We start from the raw sequence: 24,239 nt of genomic DNA, 5'->3' as shown, positions 1-24,239 counted from the left end.
CACGATTGCTCCACCCCGTTGGTCACGAGACAGACCGGTGCCTCCCTTACGCGTCATACCGTAGCTTCGGAATCAGCTGAATTCCCCACATACCGTTATACAGGATTGTCGCACGACATTCAAGATTGTTGTGCGACAATTTCCGATTGTCATTATTCTATTTTGCGGCTAATAGGATACCCGGCTATGCGTGCTCGTGTCCCTCCCCTTGCGAAGGCGCGAAGCCCTCCGTATACGAACTGGGCACGACGACGGCACCCGCATTCTCATGAATCCCCTCGTGGATCAAATGCATCTTCCTCAGCTCGAGCGCCACTTCGTCATCGCGGTACCGGTCAGAAACCTCTGAAAGCAATTCGGAGATGTCCTTCTCGGCCTCCATGAGCATGATCCTCGAGTTTCGACGCCGCTCGGCCTGTGCTTCGAGCGACAAGGAGTCTTGCAGTTCGCTCGGCACGATGATATCACGCACTTCAACGGAAATGACGGTGACGCCCCAATCCGAAACCTTCCCTTCGATAGCCGATCGCAATTCGTGATCGAGCTGGTTTCTTCGGACGACTACCTCGGAGATGGGCGCTCGCCCGATGGCATCGCGCAATGCGGTCTGGGCGGCCAAAGCCACCGCAAAATAACAGTCCTCGATCTCCGTGCATGCCCGTTCGGGATTCCAGATCATCCACGACAAGACCGCATCGACATCGAGGGGGACCAGATCGGAAGTAAGCGTTTCCTCGGCCCCGAACGGCGTGATCATGATACGCTGATCGACCCGAAGCGAGCAGTACTCGATAAGCGGAACGGTGAAGAACACGCCCGGACCCGCAACACGCGCGAACCGCCCGAAGCGCAGGATGACGACACGCTCCCATTCGAGCGCAACGTGAACCGACGTGAGCGCCGCTAAAAATGCTAGAAATGCGACACAGACCGCTACGAGTCCGATTTCGGAAGCAGCCAGGTAAAATACCAGCAAGACCGCGCCGAAAACCGCTACCGCCAATGCGATCTGCAGCGCGAGTGCGCCGTTGCGAGTCGCGCGCTTGCTCGGATCGGAGCGGTACGCTTCCGCTGCTACGCCGAACTCCATTTCGATACGACGAGCGGTATCGCGTTTTCTCGATGCCTCCGCTGCGCCGACCTTACTTCCCTTGCTTCTTTTCATGTTCCCTCTTTAGCTTCCGAATGGACTTGTTGACGTGCTTTGGAATGTCATCGTACGTCATACCCTTTTCCAAACAGTTGTTTACAAAATCCTCCACCATCGCATTGACGTCGGGGGCATCCGATACGGAATCCGGCTCGCTAACGAAGGCTCCCCTGCCCTGCGTCGTTACGATATAGCCTTCCCGCTCAAGCGCAACATATGCTTTGCTGACGGTGTTGTAGCTTATGCACAATTCGGCTGCGAACTTGCGAACGGTAGGCAATTGATCGCCCGGCTTGTAGTAGCCTGCATTGATCAGGTACACGAGCCTGTCGCGCAGACGAACCCACAGCGGCAAATCGCTGGATTCGTCGATCTCGAAAGACGGTATCGGTTTCGCTGTCATACTTCCTCATTCATGTGCCGCTGTGTATTCTCGCTTCGAACAGGCCGAGCCTCAAGCAAAACCCGCCGACGAGCACCAGGCAAGCCAACGCTGCATCGAGTCGTTCATCGTGTTGCCGCTTGATAGAAATCGCATCCATGATGCCGGGTGTCACCAGCCCGCACAACATGAAACCGCCCACGAAAACCAAGGCGGTATCGCCGACGAGCAGACGCTCCACCGACTTCGCTCCGAGCTCGGTATCCGCAACCGAAACCAGATACGCAAGGCAAGCGACAATCTCAAGGATGATAACAACCAGATCAACCTGCGCTAATCGTTTTGATAAGGCAGACCCCATGCGCTTGAGGCAGAGCCCACCTGAGCACAACAGCACAAGCGCGATGCCCGTCGACAAGGCGGATAGAACAAAGAGCACGATCAGCCACGGCGAATTCCACAGCGCAATCGATCGCATCGACTGCAAGAACACGCCGGTATACGTCATCACGGACAAAGCCGAAACAAAGCCGATCAGGAGCATAGCAGGCTTTGCGCGATTAAGAAAACGAGGCAACGCAAACTGCCCGATTATCACAAAATACAGTGCACAGAGCATGAGGGCCGCAAGCGAGTACGTTCCCACGCTGATATACGAAAACGTCGGTTGCGTGAAGAGCATGTACGCTATTTCCGGGCGCCCTAGATCAGCAAGCAGACAGACTGCGCCGAGCGCCAAAGCCGCAAACGAAACGACGTACCCCCTCTTCACAAGAAGCGACAGATACCGTTTTTCGACCGATCCTGTATGCGAGGGAATCCAAGACAACCCGCGAATGCCAAAGAATCGAGCATCGATGCAGGCGAGAACCGCAAAGGCCCCGGCCCCCGCTCCGCCCAAAAACAGGTATGCAACGATCAACAGGCTCAAAATGCGTCGGATCTTCCACTCGGCAATCCCCAGGTTCTGCCGAGCATAGAATAACACATTGTCGCACGACTTTTTGTCATACGACTATCGAGCTCTTTTCGAGTGGGTTTTGGGCCAGAGGGCTGTAGCCGCTTTCGAAAGACGGTTGGCGTGTCGCTTCCGAAGCATCGCGCAGCTTGCGTGGCTTGGACGCGATGCGGCAGGTAGCTTCGTGAGCGTTCTTTACAGCGATTTTCACGCGTTTCAACTATATGATGGCGCAAAAAACACTTCCTCATCAGGCGCTTTACTCAAACTTGAAAAAACCCTATTGTTATTGTGGCAAACGTTGTATAATTACGGATGCGTTACAGAAGGTAAACACTTCAACGAGCTTCGGCAAAGATAAAGATTCTGTTTTTTGGAGGGGGCAGGATCTTTCATCTTTGCCGAAGCGCTTTCAGGGGCGGTGAGCATTCACCGCCCGATTTGTTTGAAAACCTGCCGCTCGCTCATGGTGAGCAAAATATTCGTACGCATCACGCGAACGACCGAAGAAACGCAATGAACTCTTGCTTGCTATGCACATCTGCTTTCTTGTAGATGTTCCTCAAATGAGTATAGAGGGTTGCGGTCGTTATAAATAGCTCTGAGGCCACGAGTGCGTTATCCTTCCCCTGCAAAACCCGCAACGCGATCTCCTGCTCGCGTTCAGTGAGCTTGATTGTCGCAGACGCCTTATCAACGCAGAGCCGACATGCGGATTCATCGTCTCTATCAAGAAACGCGCTTTTTCCCTGAACGATTTCGCGAACTTTCTGATCGTTGAGGAGGAAAGACGAAACGAGCACCGAGACGATGCAGATGACGGCAACGACGACGAGACTGCTCGCACCCGCTACCCCAGCAATCAACTGAATCCCACTCCCTATAAGCGTGCTCACTGAGAGGAAAGCGGATCCAAAAGAAAAAACGGCAAGAGGTGACAAAGCCGTTCGAGAAGCAGCGATCCGCCAAAGCTCCCAGGCGAAAACGATAAAAAACGTCCAGCTGAAACCGATGAAAGCTACTTCGTACGGTTGCTGGTCGGCTTCGATGAAAAAGACGAGGAATATGCAGACAACGATAATAGGCAGCATCAAGCGGAACACAAGCGTAAAATCGATAGGATGTCGATAGAGACGTGCAATGCCGAGTATAACGAGAGAGGTTGCCAGACCAACCACAAGCGTGAGCAATTCGTCTGGGACCGACGTCTTTCCCTCCGACAGACCGTTCGCCAACAACAGGATCGCTCCAAAAATACCTATTCCCAAAAACACACGGTACGGTGCTGCACGCAAAGAACCATCCCGCCCGCTTTCGATAGCCACGAGCCGTTCGCGAGGGTACGATTTTCGCACCAAAAACCATAGCGCGAGCGATGCTACAGGAAGTGCAACTTGCAAAACGGCAACTGCTTCCTTCGAGAAACCCGTCCCCGCAAGAGCCATGACATACGAAAACGCGTACGCTCCTGAAATGCAAATCAGGGATTCCTTGATTCCCACATAGCAGAGCTGCTCGCCCCAAAGCATCGCAATGCATGCAGCAGCCGCGAACAGCACCCTTCCTGCCATCGGCAAAAGAAGCGGGGCATCGTCGGTAACGTACGAGAAAACGAACAACGCCGTCCCCAGACACACTACCGTACAACTGACGACCATCAACTTCTCACGACTGAACCGAGCTGATTTCTGAGCCGCGACACCGATCGCCACAAGAATTACGGCATACACGATGTCCTCCCAAAGCCCCGCATTCGCTTCAGCGAAAACAGCAATGCTGCCCGAAGGAACGAAAAGCGTTGGAGAGCCACCGATGACGCTCCATCCGCGAAACAACCCGAATCCGAGCATAATAAGAAGCATGCGGTAAAAAATTGGTTTTCCCGCAGCCAACTCTTGGCTTCTCTTACCGGCTTCGCCTTCATTCGACTCGAGTTTTTTGTGACCCAAACGCGACATCGCCCAATCGCCTCTCACGTTGCACACGTTGCGTAACATGCCCCATGCCCACTCCCATTATATCGTCCCTTGCTTAATGACTCCTCCACAGTGTGCGGTGCGTTTCGGAAAACCGCTGGTCAGAAATTATCTACCAAAGAAATACCAAACATGCTACTCGCGCTACCAAGCTTTTCATCAGGATGTTGGCCTTTTTCTGGTGCGGGCTCAACTACAGTCAATGCGTCGGATTCGTCATGCGAAATAGGCGCCGTTCGCATCGAGCACGACGAAACGGTAGGGAGGATCGGCTCCATGCCGATCCCGCATGAAAAGCCATCATAAAATGGCGGATTGGAAAACCATGGGAGAGAACCGTATACAGCAAAATGAAATGAGCCGCCGGAGCTTTATCGTCGGGGCAGCAGCGGGAACAGCGGGACTTGCCGCAGCAGGACTATTTTCCGGATGCAGCGCACAACCGAATACAAGCACCGACAACGCTGAGAAAACCAATTCCCCTACGATACCCGAAGAGTTTACCGACGGCGTTTACCTCACCAAAGCAATCAGCATGCATGGCCCCATCAACGTAAAAACAGTCATTGCCGACGGTGCCATATCCGAGGTGACCGTGCTCAACAACCGCGAAAGCTACGTCATCGGCGAGGCGGCTATAAACTCCATGCCGCAGCGCATCCTCGACAGCCAGTGCATCGATGTCGATTGCGTCACCGGAGCAACGCTTACGAGCATGGCTATTCAAAACGCCGTTTCGGAAGCGATAACTCTAGCAGGCGGCGATCCTGGCAATTTCAAAGGCTACCAATCTCCCGAGCCGAAAGAAGCCGATGTCGAGCGAGAATGCGATGTTGCCATCATGGGAGCTGGTATGGCTGGTCTTATGGCAGCATGGAAGCTCGCCGAAAACGGCAAGAGCGTTATGGTGTTCGAAAAAATGCCCTACGTTGGCGGCTGCATGCCGATAACGAGTACTGCATGGAACGCACAGGATACCATCATCCAAAAAGCCTGGGGCACCGAGCAGATTTTCGAAGCATGGAGCTCGGTTGAGGCCCAGCTTCAATCGTATCGCGAGGGCAGAATCGAACCAGACAATCCGTATTACAATCCGGACATGCCATTCATAACCCCTATGTTTGACGCTGCGAGAGATGCGACCGATATGATGATTAACATCGGCGTCGGATTCTGCCCCATCAGCGACTGGCCTGCTCCCCAACTGGCGCCAGGCGCTTTTTCGATCGGCGGTAAATTTTGTCTCGACATCGTAAAGAATTACCTCACCTACCAACTGGGCGTCGAAATTATCACTGAAGCACCCGTAACCGAACTCGTCACGAACGAGGGAGCTGTTACAGGGCTTGTTGCGAAAGGCGCCGACGGCACGGTATATCATATCGCCTCAAAGGCAGTCATGCTCGCGAGTGGCGGCTACATCAGCAACAACGAACTCATGGAGCAGTACCAACCGGACGAACTTAAGTTTCCGCTCATGGGACCACCGTGGGCTACGGGAGACGGCCTCCTTCTCGGCCAAGAAGCGGGAGCTGCCCTTGAGACCATGGATCAAGGAGTTACGAGCCATTATTCTGGAGCCGTTTCGCACGCCGAGATATCGTATATCCACTACGTCTGCCCCGGCGTTGTGGTAAACGGATCGGGAGCGCGGTTTGTCAGCGAAAACATGGAGTACAAGCAGGCTCTTCGCGTATTCAAGGACCAGCCGACAACAGATTTTTACTGGGTATTCGACGAGGTTTCGCGCCAAGGCATGGTTCCTTCAGGAAATTCGTACCGCCTCGACTACACCTTCCTACTCGAAACAGGAGACGCGACAGAGGCTGGAAACTATCAGGAACTTGCCGAAAAACTCAATCTTCCCGATTTAACGGCTACGCTCGATGCAGTTAACGAATGCGCACGTAACGGTGCCGTCGATGAGTTCGGAAACGAGAAGCTGCGCGCCATGTTGCTCGACGGAAACATGTACGCCATCAAGGTCACGCCGACACCCTACATCGCACAGGGGGGTCTCAAGGTAGATCCCGCATGCCACGTCCAAAAAGAGGACGGTACGCCGATTGCGGGCCTGTACGCCGCAGGAGACGTGGTTGGCTCCGTAGAGAATCGGGACGGTGCCATGTACCGCATCGGGTTAACGCAGGCTATCGCCTACGGCCTCATAGCTGGCGAGACCATGTCGGCAGAGTTGTAAAGAAACAATATCGGTCGAGCAAAAACAAGCGCACCGTCGAGAGGCGATCATGTGTGTCGACGGTGCGCGTACGTGTGCGATTCATCCGAACACATCACAAGATTCGGAGTCCCGCCTACAGCACGCGCCTGCTCTCGATGGCGCGACCGAGCGTGACTTCGTCGGCAAATTCGAGGTCGCCGCCGACGGGCAGGCCGCTCGCTAAACGCGTGACCTTGATGCCCATGGGCTTGATGAGGCGCGCGAGGTAGGCTGCCGTCGTCTCGCCTTCGACGTTGGGATTGGTGGCAAGCAGCACTTCGGTTATGTCCTCTGTTGCCAAGCGCGACAGCAGTGCGGCAATATGGAGATCGTCGGGGCCGACGCCCTCCATGGGGGACAGCGCACCGCCGAGCACGTGGTACGTTCCCGAAAACGCCGCCGTCCGCTCGATGGGCGGAATGTCGCGCGGTTCGCTCACCACACAGACGATTCCCTGATCGCGCTTGGGCGAGGCGCACACGTCGCACAGCTCGTCCTCGGCGTAATTGAAGCAGCGCTTACAGAAATGCACGGTCTCCTTCACCTCGGCGATGGCTTCGGAAAGCCGCAGGGCGGTCGCCTTGTCGGTGTTGAGAATCCAATACGCGATGCGCTGCGCCGATTTCGGACCGACGCCCGGCAAGCGCTCGAGTTCGTCGAGCAGCGTCTGTATCGATGGCGCAGCGTTCACGGATAAGCCTTACATCAAGCCGGGGATGTTCATGCCCCCGGTAACGGAATTGAGACGCGAGGAGCTTTCGTCGCTCACGCCGCGCAGCGCCTCGTTTACAGCCGCAAGCACCATATCCTCGAGCATCTCGACATCCTCGGGATCAACCGCATCCTTGTCGATTGTAATGCTCTGGATGGTCATATCGCCGAGCGCGACCGCCTTCACCATGCCGCCGCCAGCGGTAGCCTCGAAGGTCATATCCTTGATCTCCTCCTGGGCGCGTGCAAGCTCCATCTGCATTTTCTGCGCTTGCTTCATCATCTTCTTCATATCCATGGCGCTTCTCCTTGTCTGTAACGTATGCCACCGGCTGCGAAGCCGGGCTATTCAACTTCTTCAAACGTGATGCCGTCGCCGAACCCTGCCGCGAGAATCGATTCGATATCGCTCGCGTCGGCAGCCGAGACGGGCTCGCCGACCGATGAGGGCTGGGAGGCAGGCGCTGACCGATCGGCCGATGCGGGCTGCGTGTGCGACGAGGCAGCCGGGGACGACGGTGCATCTGCCTGCTGCGAAACGGGCGAATCTGCCACCGGAGACGCCGCCGAATGCATGCCCGACGACGCGGGAGCAGGCGCGTAGGGGTCATCGGCTTCGGATGGCACGTACATGCTATCGTACGCGTCGAGCGGAGGCCTGTCATCGTCGGGTGCAGCGTATGCGGAAGGCTCCGAGCGGTCCGCATCGCTCGGCGAAGGCACGCTTTGTGCGGGCTGCGCCTGCGTCGGCACGGACTGCGACGCAGCCGGGGACGCCTCGCGTTGCACGGCAGCTGCCTGAGGCGCCGCGACAACCGATTGAGCGGCGGATTGGGCCGGCGAGGCGGTACCGGACGGGACCGCTGCTCCCCCACCCTGCGCGTACCTGAACGGGATGTCGGCTCCGGCAGCTTGCGAAAGCGATGCCTTCACCACCTCGAATACCTCGGGCTTCTGCACCGCGTTGAACGCAAACGCGTTTTCGGGCGGGAACTCGATGACGATACCGCCGCGCTCCGCATCGTGGATCGCCTTCGTGTTGAGGAAGAGCACGCCGTACGCAGCCTTCGCCTTCTTGATGGAGGAAAGCGCAGCCTGCCAGATACGCTGCAACGCTGCTGGATTGTCAAAGCCGCCAACCGCACCCGCGGGTTGCGCCGCCGTGACGTCTGCCTGCGCAGACGGCGGCACCGAGGTGGATGGCTGCCGCTCGATAACGGGTTCGGGCACCGAGTCCTCAGCGGCGGGATCGAATGCGGGAGCGGCTGAGTGCGCATCGCCCGCCCCGGATGCTTGCACGGACGCAGCAGGCTGCGCTGCGGGTGCAGTATGCTGCTGAGCAGGCGCTACTTGCTGAGCGGCTGTAGCGCTGGGCTGAGCTTGCGGCGAGGCCGCTACCACATGCGACACCGCCGAATAGCCCGATTCGAGCGCCTCGATGCGCTCGGCGAGTGATTCGAGCGTCAAATCGGAATCGGGGCGCACCATGCGCGTAAGCGCGATCTCGAACGAAAGGCGCGGGTTCGTGGATGTACGCAGCTCGGCCGATAGATCGCCGAGGACCCCGAGCAAGCGAGCCAAACGATCGGGGCCGAACAGCTCCATCTCGCTCACGAGCTCACGGCGGGTCGCCTCGCTCACCTCGAGCACCGTATCGGTGCCCGCAAGCGCAAGCACATACATGTTGCGGATGTGCTCGGCTAAATCGCGCGTGAACTGCGCTAAATCGGCACCGGTTTCGATGTACTCGGAAGTCCAGGTGAAGCACGACGCGATGTCGCGCGAGCCGATAAACCGCACGATTTCAGCCATGTCGTTCGTATCGAGCGAACCGAGGAGCCGCTCCGCGTTTGCAAGCGTGACCTTCCCTTCGCCGAACGCAATGACCTGCTCAAGCGACGTGAGCGCGTTACGCATCCCGCCCTCGGCACGATACGCGATGAGATCGAGCGCATCGCCCTCGAATTCGACGTCTTCGGCCACGCAGATGGCGCCGAGCCGCGATACGATTGCCTCCGACGAAATACGGCGGAAGTCGAAGCGCTGGCAACGCGAGTGAATGGTCTCGGGAACCTTCTGCGGATCGGTCGTGCACAGGATGAACACCACGTGGCTCGGAGGCTCTTCGAGCGTCTTCAAAAGCGCGTTGAACGCCGCGGTCGAGAGCATGTGGACCTCGTCGATGATGTAGACCTTGGAGCGCCCGCGCGTCGGCGCGAACTGCACGCGCCCGATGATTTCCTCGCGCACGTTCTCGACACCCGTACGGCTCGCCGCGTCGAGCTCGTACACGTCCGGATGCGTTCCGTTGGCTATCTCAAGGCAGTTATCGCACGTGCCATCAGGCTCGGCCGTAGGACCCTTGTCGCACAGAAGCGCCTTGGCGAGCAGGCGGGCCGTCGTGGTCTTGCCGGTTCCGCGCGGACCGGTGAACAGGTAGGCATGGCTCACCTTGTCCTGTTCGATCGCGTTTTTGATCGTGCGTTCGATATGCTCTTGGCCCACCACATCCTCGAAGATCTGGGGGCGGTATTTCCTGTACAGCGCTTCTGCCATGCTATCGCCTTTTCCTACCCTCGCATATGTACGACATCGGCCCTTCGTGGGCCCCGTTTTTGTAGTTTACTGCTCTTCGGCAATCCGTGCATCCGCCTCAGGCGCAGGCACGGCCCCGCCCTGAGTCGCAGCCGAAACGCTGCCCTCGTCCGTTAGGGCGGTACCGTTCTCGGAAGCGGGCTTCTTCCCGAATTTCGCCTTGATCACGCCGCCGACCGCAGGGATGAGCGATATGGCCACGATAGCCACGATCACGAGTTCGAAGTGCTCCTGGACAACCGGGATGCCACCGAAGAAGAACCCGAGCAGCACGAACACCGTCGACCAGACAACGCCACCGAGCACGTTGAAGAAGAGGAACTTGCGGTAGTGCATGTGCCCGAATCCCGCGAAAAACGGCACGAACGTACGGATGAACGGGAAGAAGCGCCCGAGGAAGATCGCAAGCGGCCCGTACTTGTCGATCAGGCCCTCCGTCTTCTCGATGCGCTCGGGCGTCATCGATTTCACCCTGCCCGAATCGATGATGCGCTTGCCGAATTCGCGTCCGATCCAGTAGTTGCACTGATCGCCCACGATGGCCGCCACCCACACGACGGGAAGCAGGATGGCTAGGTTGAGACCTCCCCCGTCAGCCGCGAAGAAGCCTGCCGTGAACAAGAGCGAATCGCCCGGCAGAAACGGCATGATGACCACGCCGGTTTCGATGAAGATGATGAGAAAGATGGGTCCGTACGCCCCCAAGGGGCCGAGGGTGCTGATCCACCCCGCGATGAAGCTGCGGGGATCTTGGAGCAGATCGATGAAGAACTGGATGATTTCCATTGAAGCCTATCGCGTCGCGCGTACCCGTAAACGTGCAAGTATCTCGAATAGGCGAGGGCGCTCGTCAGCGGTCCCTTATGGCTGCTTCCTTCCGGACCTGACCAGGTTCAGAACATGGCGCCGCCCTAGCCCATTCGAGATACTCGATCTTGAACCAAACCAGTATAGACGAACGCACGGCTTGCCCCGAGAGCCTAACGCGTGAAGCAACCAAATTCACACAGACCCCGGAGCACCCGTTAGAGCACTTTGGAACTCTTCTTAGGTTTCTTCTTCGGCGCGTAGTCCTTCATGCCTTCGACGGTGCCGTTCGCGACTTCCCAGAAGTACAGGCTCGCAATGCTGTTGTACGGCGCATACCGGCGGCGGTATTTCTCGAAGAGATCGCGGGGTATACGGCGATGATGGTGCACCATGCGCATCCCCTTGTGGATACCGAAATCGCCGAAGCTCAGCACGTCTTTGCGTTGCAGGGAGAAGATCATGAGCATCTCGGCCGTCCATACGCCGATGCCGTCGAACGCGCAGAGTTCGCGGCACACCTCATCGTCGGGCAACTCGCGCAGTGCTTCGAGGTCGAGTTCGCCTCCCGCCACCTTCTCACCTGCGTTATGGATATAGCGGGCCTTCGAAAACGACATGCCGTACTGCTGCAACTCGTCGACCGAGGCCGCAGCGATGCGCTCAGGCGTGATTTCGCCGAGGCCCTCGACTATGCGGCCCATTACCGTAGCCGCCGCCTTGCCCGATATCTGCTGCGCCACGATGGAGTCGATGAGCGCTGGGAACAAGTCGGCATGCACCTCTCGTTCAAGGTGGCCGAGCTTCTCGATCACCTCGGCAAGGCGCTTGTCCTTTGCTTTGAGGTAGGCGATTTCCTCGTCGCCGTATTCGAAGTAGCGTTTCTCCATGCACTCGCCTCCGATCGAGAACGCAGTATAGAACGTACGTCCGTATCCGAGGCTATTGTACACGAATTCGCCGCACATGCAGAAGGTACGGGTTATGCCATGGGTAGATCCAGGTCGAATTCGTGCATTCCTTTATTTGTAAGCTCGAAAGCAATCCTAAACGTGAAAAATCGCAGTTTTTCACGTTTAGAGCCTCATTGCGTGGTCGCAAAAATACAATCGATGCTGTTTTTATACTATAGGAGCACTTCGACACTTTGGCCGAGAAGCAACCGTAAAACAGCCGTTGCGCCCGCACGGTACGCAGGCGCAACGGCACAAGTTCTTTGAGTTTCAGCTTTTTCGCGTCGATAGATCCATCAGACAGACGCTACATGCGTGCCCGTCAAATACCCGAATACGATGCACCTGCCCACCGAAAGACCCATCGTAGAAAGCGAATAATCGATCGCTCCGTAGAACGGTCCCGAGCAGTTGCCCGCCGCAAACAAACCCTCGATGGGTTCGCCCTCGGCATTCTTGCACTGGCCGTTTACGTCGACCAACAAGCCAGCGGGAATAGCCGAAACGGCGTATTCGCGCGGCATGGCGTAAAACGGCGGGGTATCGACGGGCTTCATGTACTTGGATGCCTTCCCGAAATCGAGATCGACCCCCAATTCGCATAGCTCGTTGTAGCGTTCGACCGTCGCGACGGTCGCCTCGACCGGCAAGCCTGCAGCCTGCGCAAGCTCCTCGATGCTGTCAGCCTGCAGAAGCGTGCCGTCCTCTACGAATGCGGCGATCTTCTCGGGAGTACCGTTCGCCACGGTCGGCACCGTCGGATCGCTTCCCCAACTGTATATCTGGTCGGAATAATTCGCATCGAACAAGGTCACCATGCGATGCTCCGGCTGATCGCGCAGGATCGTATTGCGCGCACCGTAAGGAACGTCTTCGTACATAAACCGTTCTCCATTGACGTTAACAGCCAAAAGAGGCTCTTCGCGAAAACACCCTTTGCCGCCGTGGATCATCTTGCTGTGGCCGCCGGGCTCCATAACGGCTCCCGCCAACAGTCCGATCAGGTGGCCGTCGCCCGTCTTGTTGATCTGTTTGCGGTTGAACACGAGCGCATCGGGAACGTATTTAGCGAGCATGGCATCGTTGTTCTGAAAATCTCCCGTCGCGAGAATCACGCCTTTTGCGGCAGAAAATTTTTTGTATGCCCCGTCTTCCGCAAAACCGATGACGCCCGTCACTTTTCCGTCTTCGACCGCAAGCTGCACCGCTGGGGTGTTGTAAAAGAATTCGACGCCGTCTTTGGCCGCTTGCTCGGCAAGCGCCGTCGTCGGAGCCTGCATGCTGTCAGAAAACAGCAGACCTTGCACGTAGCAGTTGCCGTCTTCGTACACATGATCCATCGAATCGCTTTCCTTGCACGCATCGAAGCCGATTTCGGCAAGCTTAGCTTCATACCAATCGAGAACCTCTTCCGAAGTATCGGCGAACTCTTTGAGCAGTGCCATATCGGGTTGATGGGCATTGAGCTCGTGCATTTCGTGGATGTAGGCTGCAATGCCCGCCTCCGCACTCTGCCCCTTGACAACCCGTGCGGCAAGCATGCCCTGCGCCACAGGGTTTGCCTCTTTCTGGAGCACCGCTACCTTAGCGCCCGCTTCGTGGGCAGCTAAAGCGGCAGGAATACCCGTGGTTCCAGCCCCCACAACCACCACGTCGAAGCTCAATTCCTCAGCATACTCGGTGATAGGCTCCGCTACGGCAACCGAGCTTTCGAGCTCTGGTGCACTCACTCGTCCATCGGCGTACACGGCCATGCCGTCGATGGCTCCGCTTCCCTTTGCTGCGTCCGCCTTCGCCTCGCCCGAAGGCGAGCATCCCGCAAGCGATGCCGCTGCGACTGTCGCCGCAGCCGTTGTTCCGAGCGCCAGAAAACCACGGCGGCTCATGTGCGCTGTGTCGACACTTCCCATAATCGTTCCCCTTTCGTTCTTGGGTTCCTACCGCGAACCCGTATGCTTTCGTGCCATTCGCCCGCAGACGCCACTTTCGGCTTCGCTCGGGCGATCGGCAGCGCCATTGTGGGACGAACCGCCCGGTTTCACGAGAAGAGAACGTGGGTGATCATCGGCTTTCGAGGGATGATATTTATCATCCCCCATCGTTTTAGCTGATCAGCCAAGCGCTTTTGCAACCCCACACAAGGTTGCCCTGCCATTCGGTACGACGCGCGCCGCCTGGCTTGCTATAATCGCTTGCGGGTAGGGAAAGGGATGTCATGGAAAGCACTTCAACGGACAGGGATCTCATTTTGTCAAAGGCAGGTTTGTTTCCTTTGCGGTTTCTCGGCGTGGGCGTGTACCTCGCCTGGCTCTTCACCATCCATTTCTCGACGAGCGTATTCGAGACGTCCGACCGAGCGCTCGATTCGCTCATCCTGTCTAATTTCGCCAATCTTATCTGCTTGACGCTTGCAGCCTTATTCGCACGGAGAATCGCTCCCATTTCCACCAAGAAGGGATTTGTATGGACGGCTGGTGCCAGCTCGTTTCTCGGAACCGTCATCGCCTCGCTCGCCCCGCTCGGCGCTCCAGCCGAGGCCCTTCTGTTCGTGATCGGCAATGCGCTCGTCGGCGCGGGCACATCGCTGCTCATATTGCTCTGGAGCGAACTGTACGCGAGCCTCCCCCGAAGGGATGCGAGCATTTTCTATTCGAGTTCCTTCGTGCTCGCAGCCGTTTTGTTCTATGCCGTCTCGTTGCTCGATTCGTTGTGGCAGATGGCCTCCATCGCGCTTCTGCCCGTCGTTTCGATGGTGATGTTTTCATTAAGCGTACGACTCCTACCCAACCAGGCGGAGGAGGTGAAGGAAAGCGCCCAGTCCCACTGGACGTTTCCCATACGGCCCTCCATCCTCCTTGCGGTGTACGCATTCGCCTCGACGCTGAGCAGATCGATGAGTTTCGATTCGAACGACGTGGGCATGCTCGGCATGCTGCTGATTGCGGCAGTCGTGCTCGTATGCAATGTGTTTCTGTTCGACAGGTTCGATGCCCGCTTGCTCTACAAAGTTACGCCGCCGCTCATGATCGCCGGGTTTCTGCTCATCTCGTTCTTCACCGGTTTCGACGGAATCGGCAACATATTGATCAACGCTGGATTTTCGGGATTCGTCATCCTCACGCTCATCGTACTCAGCAACATCTCTTACACCTACGGCGTCACCGCCATTTGGTTGTTTGGCTTAACACGCGCATTTCGCGTACTGGCAAGCATCGCCGCCGCATACGGATACTCTTGGGCCACGTCACTAGGTTTCAACGACAAAGCAGTGCTCGGGGCATGCACGATCGTGCTTATCGCGACGTGCGCGATGTTTTTCCTCTCCGATAAAGATTTTACTAGTACCTGGGGCATCAACCCGCTTCCCGCAAAGAAAAGCGATACCGTCGAGGAGTTTTTCGAAACGCTACAAGGAAAATGCTCGATTATCGCCCATCGGTTTGGCTTGACGCAGCGGGAAGAAGAGGTGCTCGTCCTGCTTGCGCAAGACAAAAGCATCGCCGAAGTCGAGGAAGCGCTTTTCATCTCGAATGGCACCGCGAAAAGTCACATCAGGCACATCTACGCCAAACTCGATGTACATGCTCGGGAAGAAATCGTCGAGATGGTGCGGGAGCTGTGACGGATGCTCGGCCGCATAAGCCGCCATGCAGAAGCGGACGCAACCCCATACGGCTTGCGTCCGTTTGCTTCCTGCTGCTTTGCGAAGGGTGCCGTCCGTTCGGCCTAGCCGTCCGAAACGGCTTCGACCCTGAACTACTCGGGGTCCACCTCGAGCTGAATATCGGCATTATCGCCACGCGAAATCTCCTCGGCACGCTCTTCCAGCGCAACAATCGCCTCGTCGATCTCTTCGTCGGTAGGCTCGTCCCGCTTCGATTCGGTCTCCTCGGCACCCGCACCCGTCGACAACTCGTCTGCCGCCTCTTCGATCGCGTCGGCCGATTCGGTGTCGTCGACCTCCAAACCCGGTTGCCTGTTTGTTCTATGAATAGCTTCCAAAGTCGCATGCATGATAGCGTCCTTTCCTCGATATGCTCGCCGGAAGAATCCGGCATGTCCCGTTTAGGTAAGTATCGACCATACTGCGAGAGCATTCAATGAACGCACCGTATCGGTCTAGCGACAATCGCATGACAGCGCCGCGGTTCCACTGCAAAGCGAACGGTACCGCTTCGAATCCGCGGGAGACTTCCCATCGCTCGAACTCAACCACCACCCCCGAAACTAACCCGGACAGAAAAGAACGCCTCTGGTAACAGATTTTTGCGACTTGTGCATGCAAAACCAGCGATTCGAACGCCACAAAGGGTCGAACCGGGACGAAAACCCGCTTACCGTCGCGCGCGCGAAAAGTAAGCCCTGATGACAGAAGACCGCTTATGCAGAGGTTGGTCGCAAGCGTACACAAGTCGCAAAAATCTGGCTGTGTTAGACCACTGTTGACAAGAACACTTGTACCAAAAAGGCTCTCCAACTATACTGAAAGTTATCAGACGACCAGTAAGGAGAAGAGCCTATGCTTGAGATTCTACACCAACTTTTGCCCCAGCTAACCCGCGCTGAGAAAATCGAGATGCTCGCCCACCTAAAAGAAGCCATTGCCGAAGAGCTGATCGTTAGCTCTGAAGGCAACGGACCTTCCGTTTGTCCGCACTGCGGCTGTGCGCGCTTCACCAAGAAGGGCCATGGCCGCTCAAGAGAACAACGATGGCTTTGCGGCGGCTGTGCGCGGACCTTTTCCGGTGCGACCAAAGGACTGCTGGCAAACTCGAAGCTCAGCGGAGGGGCGTGGATGAGCTTTGCCGCATGCATGGTGGATGCATTGAGTCTTCGGGAGTCTGCCAAGCGTTGCAATACCTGCCTTTCCACCGCCTGGTTCATGCGCCACCGCCTTTGTGAGGTGATGGCGAAAAGACTCATGCCTTTTCGTGTCGGGAAAGGGTCAGCCTGCCAGATCGATGAAACCATAGTCAATGAGAATCTCTCGGGGAACTGGACCAGATCAGGGTCTGTTTCGCTACCGAGAAAACCCCATAAGCGGGGGAACGCCATACATGTTTCGGGGTCGTCCAGGGAAAGGATCAGCATCTTAACCGGCATCAGTGACCGGGGAGACTGCTTCTGCGAGGTGTGCTGTCGGGGCAAATCGAGCATCGAAGATATCGAGGCGCTCCTAAAGGGCAAGGTCGAAAAAGGGGCCATCGTATCAAGTGACTGGGATGCAGCTTACCCCAAAGCCTTGGCATCGATCGGTGCGGGGCATAGGCGTTATTGCACATCATCGGGTAAGGGGTATAAGATCAACATGGTCAATGCTCTCCATTCACGCTTGAGGGATTTCCTATTCCCGTTCAAAGGTGTTTCCACAAGGCGCCTTAAACATTACCTTGACTGGTTTTGCTACGTTGAGCAATTCAGGAAAAGCGATGCTGACCGTCGTGAGGTGCTGTACTCAAATGCCATAAGCGGAACATACGAGACGACCAGAAGGAACTATCCTTCAACTCCGTTTCCCTTCGGAGAGTACTGGAATATGTCAACAGTGGTCTAACACAGCCAAAAATCTGTTACCAAAGGTCGATTTTCGCGCGCTGAGGGCTTGGGGCCTGGCACCAAGCGTCCCGCATGCCACTGCCCGGCGGTTTTCGCGCGCTGAAGGCAGGGGTCTGTTGGCTCTAACAGGAAGGCAGCGTACCGCCACGACAAGTAAGCCCAAGCGCATATACGCAAAGCGGCCGGCACCTGAGTACCGGCCGCTTGCGTGCGCATCGCCCCGAAGGGAGGGAAGGCGGCGATGCATCCTTGCGCTCGTCCGAGCGCAATCGGACTGTTAGATGTCGAGGCTCGGAATCTTCGCGTCGGCATCGCCGCCGGCAGCGTTGATGCCGGCAATACGGCCGAAGGTCACGCAGCGCCCGTGCCCGATGCCCGGCACGTAGGTGGGATAGTCGCCCGCGCCGAAGAACTCGCCGGCGGCAGAACCGCATACGTACAGGCCCTCAATCGGCTGGTCTTCGGCGTCGAGCACCTGGCACTCGAGGTTGGTGCGCAGACCGCCGCACATGGTGAGAAGGCTCGCCACCAGCTTGCCAGCGTAGAACGGCGGCTCCAGGATCTTGCCCATGACCTCGGGACGCTTGCCGTAGTCGAGGTCTTTGCCCAGATCGCACAGCTCGTTGTACCGATCAACCGAGGCAATGAGGTTTTCGGCGGGCACGCCCATCTGCTTGGCAAGATCTTCAAGCGAATCGGCCTTCAACGTCTGACCGCTTTCGACCTCACCCTCAAGCACGATCTTCTGCGCTTCGAGGTTGTATTCGCCACCCACAGGCTGCGTGAGCTGGCCCCACTGCAAGCCGCCGCCAAGACCGGCATCGATCTGCTCTTTCACCTGTTCAAGCCCGTGCGAGTCGTAGATGCTCCAAGCTTCTTTCTGCGTCTGCAGCGCCTTCGTGACGCTCTTGGACTGAGTGTTCACGTCTTCGTTCTTGAAACGCTTGCCCTCCCAGTTCACGTGCAAGAAGCCATAGCTCGCTGCACCGAAGTCGAGGTGCATGACGGCAGAATGCGGCTCGGATTTCTGCATAGCGCCGCCTGCCCAGATGGCCTGCTTGTGCATATCGCCGGTGTCGCAGTCGGGCGGGTTGTAGAAGCGGCCGTCCATGGCGTAGGCCGTCATGGGCGAATAGTACTGGAACATTTCGTCGTCGGCGGCGTAGTCGCCTGAAGCGATGATGACCGATTTTGCGTTGATCTGCGTGTACTCGTCTTTGCCGGTAGACACGATGGCACCGGTGACGGGGCCGTCGCCCTCGCGGACGAGCTGCTCGCTCTTCGTTGCCCAACGGATCTCGCCACCCAGATCGGCAATGGTCTCGTACAGAGCCGGCACGAGCACCGCGTTGCCGTACACATCGCCCACGCCCGAGCCCTGATAGAACGTGAAGTTCACGGTCTCCTCGTACTTATCTGCCTGGTAGAAGATGTGCGTAACCGGATATTCGGTGTAATCGGGACCCTTGTAGTAGCCGTCCCACAAAAGCGCTTCGAGGTTCTTCTTGGTTGCCAGGTCGTACAGCCAATCGAAGCACGCACCGCTCTTGTGCGCGAATTCCCACAAAAGCGGCTCCTTCACGCGGCCCTGAGCCCAGTTGATCCAGCGACGCACCACGTTGTTGTAATCGGGCTCTTCAACGAGGCCTTCGTCAACGAGCTTCTGCTGCACCTTTGTGTGGAATCCGGCGATATGGACGCCACGCGCAACCACCGTCTCGGGGTTCTTGTCGATGACGATCACCTTGCCGGCACCCTCTTCGAGCGCTGCAATGCTGGCGCAGCATCCGCCGAGGCCTGCACCGATGACGAGCACGTCGCAGTCCTCCGTGCCCGAGATCTTGTCAGCCGCAATGGGCTCGGGAGCGATCTCCCAGCTGTGCATCCCAGCGACGTCCGGGCCCGCCGACGCACCGCTGTCTGCCACGGGCATGCCGCCCGCAGCGTCCGATCCCCCGGCAGCCGTCTGGCCTGCTCCAGTATCGGCTGTGCCCTGCGGTGCGCAGCCCGCCATGCCAGCCATGGCAGCGCCTGCGAGCGCAGCTCCGCCGAGTCCGATAAACGAACGGCGCGAGAGTCCCTTTTTTGTAGTTTCCTCCATGCGATTCCCTCCTGAAACGAGTAACCTGCGACGCACGCCTCTGCGTGCGGCTCAGGTATCGACCCTACGCCGCTGAAACGCACCCGTCATCCCGTTGATAGGGGGAAACGGGCCGCTCACACGGGAAAATCCCCCGAGCAGGGGGATGGTCGTTTCGGCTCAACCCGTAAGAAGTCCTCTATAATGCAGAATGCGAAACGAGCTCCTATCGGCGCACATCCGCCATGGGCGGCAAACGAAGGCGACCGCCGGACACTACAGCGAGGTGTTTCGCATCGCATCGAGAGCAGCAAGCCTCAGGAGAGCGCTCGGTGCACAGCGCTGGAAAGCGCGAGGGAATCGCATGGTAGGATGACGGACGCAAGCCGCGCGCGAGGAGGGACGCGGCTCGATGTTCGAAAGCGCAACAACCTGGATGGCGGACGTGAGCCGCGCGCGAGGAGGAACCTGCATGAAGAGCCGCTTGCTCGACGGAGGCTTGCGCAAAGAGCTATGGCGCACGCCTGATCTCATCGGATTCGCCGCACATTGGACGTGGATCTGGTGCGTGTTTTGGAGCTCGCTGTTCTACAGCGAGGGAACCTTCATTACCACCTCGACCGCAGACGCGTTCGCACTTGAGCCTTTGTGGGTAACCTCGTTGCTTGCCAACGTGATCACCATCGCGTTTTTGCTCATGCTCTCCTACTTCCGCAATCCGCTTTCGAGCATACGGTCGCTTCCGTGGACCGCCGCCGCCCTGACGGCCGCCGGAACGCTGCTCGTCTCGCATCCCGCGACCGTCCTCGCTGGCGCACTCGCAGCACCCGTCTACCTTGCGGGTTCGGTGCTCACCGGCATCGGCTCCGCCATCGTCGTCGTGCTGTGGGGCGAGCTGTTCGCTTCGCTCGGCTCGCAGCGGACCGTCAACTACAGCGTCATCGCGTTCATGATCGCCGCCGTTGCCACGCTCGTGCTCACTGCCATCCCACCCGACGAGAGCCAGATACTCGTTGCAGCGTTGCCCGTGGTGAGCATGGTGTACCTCGTGCGCTTCAGACGAAGCATCCCGCACCTTTCCGCCAGCAAGCGCAACGTGCACATCGAGAAGAAGCCACCGTACAAACTTATCGCCATCTCGTTGTTCTTCGGCGCTTCGTTCGGCATCATGAAGGGGCTCTTCGCCCCCATCGGCGAGGAGCTTACCGGCGTGCGCGACTTGCTCAACATCGCAGCCATCGTCGGCGGCTCGATCGCCGTCTTCGTCACCACGAGCATCTACAAGATGGACTTCGACCATATGACATACCAGGTGGCGTTGCCGCTCATGGCAGCAGGGTTTCTGTTCCTGCCGCTACACGAGCCCTGGAACGTCATCGGCACGGGCGTGCACCAGTTCGGCTACCAGTACTTCTACATTGTACTGTGGGCGATCTGGCCTGTGCTCGCTTCGCGCTCGAAACTGCCGGCGGGGTGGATCGTCGCATGGGGCCTGTTCTCCATCCAACTCGGACAGCTCGTCGGCTCGATCGCGAGCGGCGGCATGCTCGGCTTGCTCCGCACCGATCTCGACATGGCGATGCTCTCTGCGGTAATCATCTTCCTGCTTCTGCTGTTTGCCTTGTTTGCGCTTGGCAACGGCTCGGCCAACACCGGCTGGGGATTCGTCAGGCCCATCGAAGAAGCCGACTCGTCATCCGATTTCGAGAAGACCTGCACGCGCATCGCCCGTCAGTACCGCCTCTCGCCGCGCGAGATCGAGGTGTTCTTCCTCCTTTCGAGGGGGCGCAACCGAGCGCATATCAAAGAGGAATTGGTGATTTCGGACGAAACGGTGAAAAGCCACGTCAAGAACATCTACCGCAAAACCGACGTACACTCCCAGCAGGAGCTCATCGATATGATCGAGAAAGAAAGCCGCGAAAATCCCTCGTAAATCAACCGTGCATGCGTGCGCATGAGCGGCTCCGGGTGAGATGCGCCAAGCCTCACGGTTGCCTTTTCGAGCCGCTCATCCGGGCGCCGTCCGACGGCCACGTTCGTGCGCGCCGTCCGGTGTCCACGTTCGTGCGCGCCGTCCGGCGCCCGGAGCCTCCCGCCTCGTCCGCCGTGCCTTCAGGAAAACTTAAGGCATCTTAAGGAATTCGTTGCCGATCGTTTCGAGACCCTTAACCACACTGCGCGCTAGCCTTATACGCGGGGCAAGCAAGCGGCGCACATCGAGGAACCGCCCGTTTTCGTATCAAGGCGAAACAGCAGCCCTCGATGCGGCGGCTGAAGCGCCGCGCCCAATTCGAACGACCGCGAAGAGAATCAGGTGTGCGATATGAAACCCACAGTCGGCGTGCTGTTCGGCGGATGCTCTCACGAATATCCCGTCTCCCTCCATTCCGCTTCGGCGGTCCTGCGATCCATCGATGCAGCGCGCTTCGACGTCCTCGCGATCGGCATCGACCGCGAAGGCTGCTGGCATCGCTTCGACGGAGCGGTCGATGCCATCGAAGCCGATACGTGGCTCGAATCGGGCCGATGCTCCCCGCTCGCGCTGCCGTTCGGCATGCAGGCGCATGGACTTCTCGACCTCAAGCGCAACGCCGTCGTGCGCCTCGATGCGGCGCTTCCCATCCTCCATGGAAGAAACGGCGAAGACGGAAGCGTGCAGGGCGCTTTGCAGTTAGCGGGCATTCCCGTTGTCGGCTGCTCGGTAACGGGGTCCGCTGTCTGCATGGATAAGGCGGTTTCACACAGGATTGCGCTCGCGGAGGGCGTCAGTGTAGCCGAAAGCGCCCTTGTCGACACGTCGACCGACCCAGGAACCGCGCTACGCATCGCCGAACGCGTCGGCTACCCCCTCTTCGTCAAGCCGCTGCGCGAAGGCTCGTCGATGGGACTTAGCCGGGTGCGGCTTTCCCGCGAGCTTGCCCCGGCCATCGACCGCGCGCTTTCCTACGACGATTGTGCGATGATCGAACGGGAAATCGACGGAAGCGAGATTGGCTGCGCGATTCTCGAAACCGAGCACGGCCTCATCGCAGGCGTACCCGACGAAATAGAGCTCAACGGAGCCGTGTTCGATTACACGGAGAAGTACTCGTGCGAAACGGCGAGCATCATCGTACCCGCCCGCATATCCGAACGTGATGCGAGACGGGTGAAAGATGCGGCCAAGCGGCTGTTCACTGCATTTGGCTGCAAAGGGTTCGCCCGCATCGACTTCTTCCTCGCATCCGACGGTCGCCTGTATTTCAACGAAGCGAACACGATACCCGGATTTACCGAGCACAGCCGCTTCCCCTCGATGCTCGAAGCGGCGGGAATCCCGCTTGCCGACGTGCTCACAACCGCAATAGCCAAAGCGCTCGCCGCATCGGGCGCGAATTCTCAGACGGCCTTTCTCGCCTATGCCTGAAAACCGTGCGTATCCGGCAATCGATCTGTTCAGGATGGTTGCGGCGCTTTTCGTCGTAGCCATCCATACCGCGCCGTTCGCATCGATAAGCCCCGAACTCGACGATGCGATAACGTACACACTCGAGCGCATTGCCGTGCCGTTCTTTCTTGCGACCACGGGATTCTTCGTGCTTTCCCGCCACCGGAGCGGATCGATCCTCGCAAGCAGGTCGTTTCGCGTGCAGCTGGGAAAGCTCTGCGCGCTGTATGCGGTGGCAACCGTTTTGTACCTGCCCGTTTCGATCTATGCGGGCACCCTTCCCGCTTCGCTTCCCGAGGCGCTGCAGGCTATCGTGTTCGAGGGAACGTTTTATCACCTGTGGTACTTTCCCGCAGCGATACTCGGAAGCGTCGTCACCGCGTTTTTGCTCGATCGGTTCGGGCTGAAGGCGACGGCGGGCATCGCGCTCGCGCTTTTCGCGATCGGCCTTTTCGGAGACAGCTATTGGGGCCTCGCAAGCCGAAGCGACGCGCTGCGGGGTTTCTACGACGTCGTGTTTTCCGTAGCGCCCCACACGAGAAACGGCCTGTTCTACGCTCCAGCGTTCCTCGCGATCGGCGTGCTTGCCGCCAGACGGACCCCACGGATCCGATGCGAAGCAGCGAAGCAGGAGCTACGGGAGCCTGCGGACTATCGGCGGCGGGCGCTGCAGGAGCCCGAAGGCGATCGGCATGGAAGGTGGCTGCAGGAACCCGAGCAAACAACGCATGCGAGAAATCGCCGCGATCAGATCGGTTCTCTGCGATCAAGCGCACTTGGTCTCGTCGTTTCTCTTGCCGTATTGATTGCGGAAGGTGCCGCAATCCACGGGTTCGGCCTCGATCGCCACGACAGCATGTACGTGTTGCTGCTTCCGACAACGTACTTCCTCATGAACGTTCTCGCGGCATCGAAGATCGACGTGAACGCCTCCTGGGCGCGCGACCTCTCGCTGTGGATATACATCCTGCACCCGCTCTGCATCGTGCTCGTGCGTGGAATTGCGAAAGCATTCGAGATGACGGAGCTTGTCGTAGGAGACTCGCTTTTGTTCTTTGCAGCGGTATGCCTGGCTTCAGTGTTGCTATCGCTTGCGGTTATGGGGGCGAAGTCCGCGTGGAAACAACGGCGCACGCCGAGAAGCGCGTAGCTTCCTGAAGAGATATGCCGACGGACGAAGCAGCCTCGCTATCTGTCCGGCATCTGCAACGGCTTGCCGCTTTCAAACCAAGATCGACGCAGCACCCTTTCAGGGCGCGGGAAGCGGGGGGCGCCCTACGGCGCGGCCGCCGGAATGGCGTCGGGAAACGGCCCACCGCGGGAACCGCGGGCCGGACGGGGAGCGCCTCGCCGGGAGGCGCGGCCCCGCCTGCGGGATCGGGTGCCGCATTGACGGGCGGGCGACGCGGCCGGGGGGCGT

18 protein-coding genes and 1 other RNA gene are annotated in these 24,239 nt (G+C 58.3%); 6 read left to right on the top strand and 13 right to left on the bottom strand.

Annotation, left to right across the window (positions count from 1 at the left end):
• Nucleotides 1-184 precede the first annotated feature (184 nt).
• The 4 genes from FJE54_RS06970 to FJE54_RS06955 all read right to left on the bottom strand — a co-directional run bounded on the left by FJE54_RS06970 (nucleotide 185) and on the right by FJE54_RS06955 (nucleotide 4,466).
• On the bottom strand, nucleotides 185-1,165 hold the full coding sequence (locus FJE54_RS06970; protein WP_139651968.1) for a slipin family protein: 981 nt from the start codon (nucleotides 1,163-1,165) through the stop codon (nucleotides 185-187).
• Nucleotides 1,143-1,553 carry a GntR family transcriptional regulator gene (locus tag FJE54_RS06965; RefSeq protein WP_139651967.1) on the bottom strand — a complete coding sequence of 137 codons (411 nt, stop codon included), beginning with the start codon at nucleotides 1,551-1,553 and terminating at the stop codon, nucleotides 1,143-1,145. The genes FJE54_RS06970 and FJE54_RS06965 overlap by 23 nt, the downstream gene beginning before the upstream one ends.
• Before the next feature lie 10 nt (nucleotides 1,554-1,563).
• On the bottom strand, nucleotides 1,564-2,463 hold the full coding sequence (nrfD, locus tag FJE54_RS06960) for an NrfD/PsrC family molybdoenzyme membrane anchor subunit (protein ID WP_180326615.1): 900 nt from the start codon (nucleotides 2,461-2,463) through the stop codon (nucleotides 1,564-1,566).
• 518 nt (nucleotides 2,464-2,981) lie between these two features.
• Complete coding sequence (locus tag FJE54_RS06955) at nucleotides 2,982-4,466, bottom strand: helix-turn-helix transcriptional regulator (protein WP_180326614.1); 1,485 nt, start codon at nucleotides 4,464-4,466, stop codon at nucleotides 2,982-2,984.
• A 325-nt stretch (nucleotides 4,467-4,791) separates the two neighbouring features.
• Between FJE54_RS06955 and FJE54_RS06950 the strand changes: the two genes are divergently transcribed.
• Entirely contained in the window at nucleotides 4,792-6,666 is a 1,875-nt protein-coding gene (locus FJE54_RS06950; RefSeq protein ID WP_180326613.1) for an FAD-binding protein, read from the top strand.
• Nucleotides 6,667-6,781: 115 nt separating this feature from the next.
• Here FJE54_RS06950 and recR read toward each other — a convergent pair whose 3' ends face one another.
• The 7 genes from recR to FJE54_RS06915 form a co-directional block, all read right to left on the bottom strand.
• The gene (gene recR / locus FJE54_RS06945) at nucleotides 6,782-7,378 is read right to left on the bottom strand and encodes a recombination mediator RecR (protein ID WP_139651963.1); all 597 of its coding nucleotides are present in this window, start codon (nucleotides 7,376-7,378) and stop codon (nucleotides 6,782-6,784) included.
• A gap of 9 nt (nucleotides 7,379-7,387) precedes the next feature.
• Nucleotides 7,388-7,696 carry a YbaB/EbfC family nucleoid-associated protein gene (locus tag FJE54_RS06940; protein WP_139651962.1) on the bottom strand — a complete coding sequence of 103 codons (309 nt, stop codon included), beginning with the start codon at nucleotides 7,694-7,696 and terminating at the stop codon, nucleotides 7,388-7,390.
• A 47-nt stretch (nucleotides 7,697-7,743) separates the two neighbouring features.
• Nucleotides 7,744-9,954 (bottom strand): DNA polymerase III subunit gamma/tau, encoded by a 2,211-nt coding sequence (gene dnaX, locus FJE54_RS06935; RefSeq protein ID WP_139651961.1) that lies wholly within the window; start codon nucleotides 9,952-9,954, stop codon nucleotides 7,744-7,746.
• Nucleotides 9,955-10,020: 66 nt separating this feature from the next.
• Nucleotides 10,021-10,779 (bottom strand): DedA family protein, encoded by a 759-nt coding sequence (locus FJE54_RS06930; RefSeq protein WP_139651960.1) that lies wholly within the window; start codon nucleotides 10,777-10,779, stop codon nucleotides 10,021-10,023.
• A 42-nt stretch (nucleotides 10,780-10,821) separates the two neighbouring features.
• Nucleotides 10,822-10,915, bottom strand: an RNA gene (ffs, locus tag FJE54_RS06925) — signal recognition particle sRNA small type.
• Nucleotides 10,916-11,018: 103 nt separating this feature from the next.
• On the bottom strand, nucleotides 11,019-11,690 hold the full coding sequence (locus FJE54_RS06920; protein ID WP_139651959.1) for a DNA-3-methyladenine glycosylase family protein: 672 nt from the start codon (nucleotides 11,688-11,690) through the stop codon (nucleotides 11,019-11,021).
• A gap of 359 nt (nucleotides 11,691-12,049) precedes the next feature.
• Complete coding sequence (locus tag FJE54_RS06915; protein ID WP_139651958.1) at nucleotides 12,050-13,663, bottom strand: FAD-dependent oxidoreductase; 1,614 nt, start codon at nucleotides 13,661-13,663, stop codon at nucleotides 12,050-12,052.
• 305 nt (nucleotides 13,664-13,968) lie between these two features.
• On the opposite strand from FJE54_RS06915, the gene FJE54_RS06910 reads away from it, so the two are divergent.
• Entirely contained in the window at nucleotides 13,969-15,375 is a 1,407-nt protein-coding gene (locus FJE54_RS06910; RefSeq protein ID WP_139651957.1) for a response regulator transcription factor, read from the top strand.
• Between the two features lie 134 nt (nucleotides 15,376-15,509).
• Here FJE54_RS06910 and FJE54_RS06905 read toward each other — a convergent pair whose 3' ends face one another.
• On the bottom strand, nucleotides 15,510-15,719 hold the full coding sequence (locus FJE54_RS06905; protein ID WP_139651956.1) for a hypothetical protein: 210 nt from the start codon (nucleotides 15,717-15,719) through the stop codon (nucleotides 15,510-15,512).
• Nucleotides 15,720-16,272: 553 nt separating this feature from the next.
• Between FJE54_RS06905 and FJE54_RS06900 the strand changes: the two genes are divergently transcribed.
• Nucleotides 16,273-17,307: an IS1595 family transposase gene (locus FJE54_RS06900; RefSeq protein WP_139650786.1), complete on the top strand. Its 1,035-nt coding sequence runs from the start codon at nucleotides 16,273-16,275 to the stop codon at nucleotides 17,305-17,307.
• 279 nt (nucleotides 17,308-17,586) lie between these two features.
• On the opposite strand, the gene FJE54_RS06895 is transcribed toward FJE54_RS06900, so the two are convergent.
• Nucleotides 17,587-19,410, bottom strand: a complete 1,824-nt coding sequence (locus FJE54_RS06895) for an FAD-dependent oxidoreductase (RefSeq protein WP_139651955.1) — start codon at nucleotides 19,408-19,410, stop codon at nucleotides 17,587-17,589.
• A gap of 451 nt (nucleotides 19,411-19,861) precedes the next feature.
• On the opposite strand from FJE54_RS06895, the gene FJE54_RS06890 reads away from it, so the two are divergent.
• The 3 genes from FJE54_RS06890 (at nucleotide 19,862) to FJE54_RS06880 (ending at nucleotide 23,969) form a co-directional block, all read left to right on the top strand.
• Entirely contained in the window at nucleotides 19,862-21,325 is a 1,464-nt protein-coding gene (locus FJE54_RS06890) for a helix-turn-helix domain-containing protein (RefSeq protein ID WP_139651954.1), read from the top strand.
• A 390-nt stretch (nucleotides 21,326-21,715) separates the two neighbouring features.
• Nucleotides 21,716-22,798 (top strand): D-alanine--D-alanine ligase family protein, encoded by a 1,083-nt coding sequence (locus tag FJE54_RS06885; RefSeq protein WP_139651953.1) that lies wholly within the window; start codon nucleotides 21,716-21,718, stop codon nucleotides 22,796-22,798.
• A complete protein-coding gene (locus tag FJE54_RS06880) occupies nucleotides 22,791-23,969 on the top strand; it encodes an acyltransferase family protein (RefSeq protein ID WP_139651952.1) in 1,179 nt (392 codons plus the stop codon). Before FJE54_RS06885 ends, FJE54_RS06880 begins: the two co-directional genes overlap by 8 nt.
• Nucleotides 23,970-24,239: the final 270 nt, after the last annotated feature.

This window comes from Raoultibacter phocaeensis, assembly GCF_901411515.1.
GTDB lineage: Bacteria > Actinomycetota > Coriobacteriia > Coriobacteriales > Eggerthellaceae > Raoultibacter > Raoultibacter phocaeensis.
The sequence above is the reverse complement of the archived record's forward strand: the minus strand, read 5'-3'. Positions and strand labels throughout refer to the sequence as shown.

Excerpts from the sequence above, each read along its gene's own strand:
- FJE54_RS06910 (WP_139651957.1), top strand. The coding sequence starts at position 13,969 with ATGGAAAGCACTTCAACGGACAGGGATCTCATTTTGTCAAAGGCAGGT.
- FJE54_RS06930 (WP_139651960.1), bottom strand. The coding sequence starts at position 10,779 with ATGGAAATCATCCAGTTCTTCATCGATCTGCTCCAAGATCCCCGCAGC.
- dnaX (WP_139651961.1), bottom strand. The coding sequence starts at position 9,954 with ATGGCAGAAGCGCTGTACAGGAAATACCGCCCCCAGATCTTCGAGGAT.
- FJE54_RS06900 (WP_139650786.1), top strand. The coding sequence starts at position 16,273 with ATGCTTGAGATTCTACACCAACTTTTGCCCCAGCTAACCCGCGCTGAG.
- FJE54_RS06890 (WP_139651954.1), top strand. The coding sequence starts at position 19,862 with ATGAAGAGCCGCTTGCTCGACGGAGGCTTGCGCAAAGAGCTATGGCGC.
- FJE54_RS06880 (WP_139651952.1), top strand. The coding sequence starts at position 22,791 with ATGCCTGAAAACCGTGCGTATCCGGCAATCGATCTGTTCAGGATGGTT.
- FJE54_RS06885 (WP_139651953.1), top strand. The coding sequence starts at position 21,716 with ATGAAACCCACAGTCGGCGTGCTGTTCGGCGGATGCTCTCACGAATAT.
- FJE54_RS06970 (WP_139651968.1), bottom strand. The coding sequence starts at position 1,165 with ATGAAAAGAAGCAAGGGAAGTAAGGTCGGCGCAGCGGAGGCATCGAGA.
- FJE54_RS06940 (WP_139651962.1), bottom strand. The coding sequence starts at position 7,696 with ATGGATATGAAGAAGATGATGAAGCAAGCGCAGAAAATGCAGATGGAG.
- FJE54_RS06965 (WP_139651967.1), bottom strand. The coding sequence starts at position 1,553 with ATGACAGCGAAACCGATACCGTCTTTCGAGATCGACGAATCCAGCGAT.
- FJE54_RS06895 (WP_139651955.1), bottom strand. The coding sequence starts at position 19,410 with ATGGAGGAAACTACAAAAAAGGGACTCTCGCGCCGTTCGTTTATCGGA.
- FJE54_RS06950 (WP_180326613.1), top strand. The coding sequence starts at position 4,792 with ATGGGAGAGAACCGTATACAGCAAAATGAAATGAGCCGCCGGAGCTTT.
- FJE54_RS06915 (WP_139651958.1), bottom strand. The coding sequence starts at position 13,663 with ATGGGAAGTGTCGACACAGCGCACATGAGCCGCCGTGGTTTTCTGGCG.
- FJE54_RS06920 (WP_139651959.1), bottom strand. The coding sequence starts at position 11,690 with ATGGAGAAACGCTACTTCGAATACGGCGACGAGGAAATCGCCTACCTC.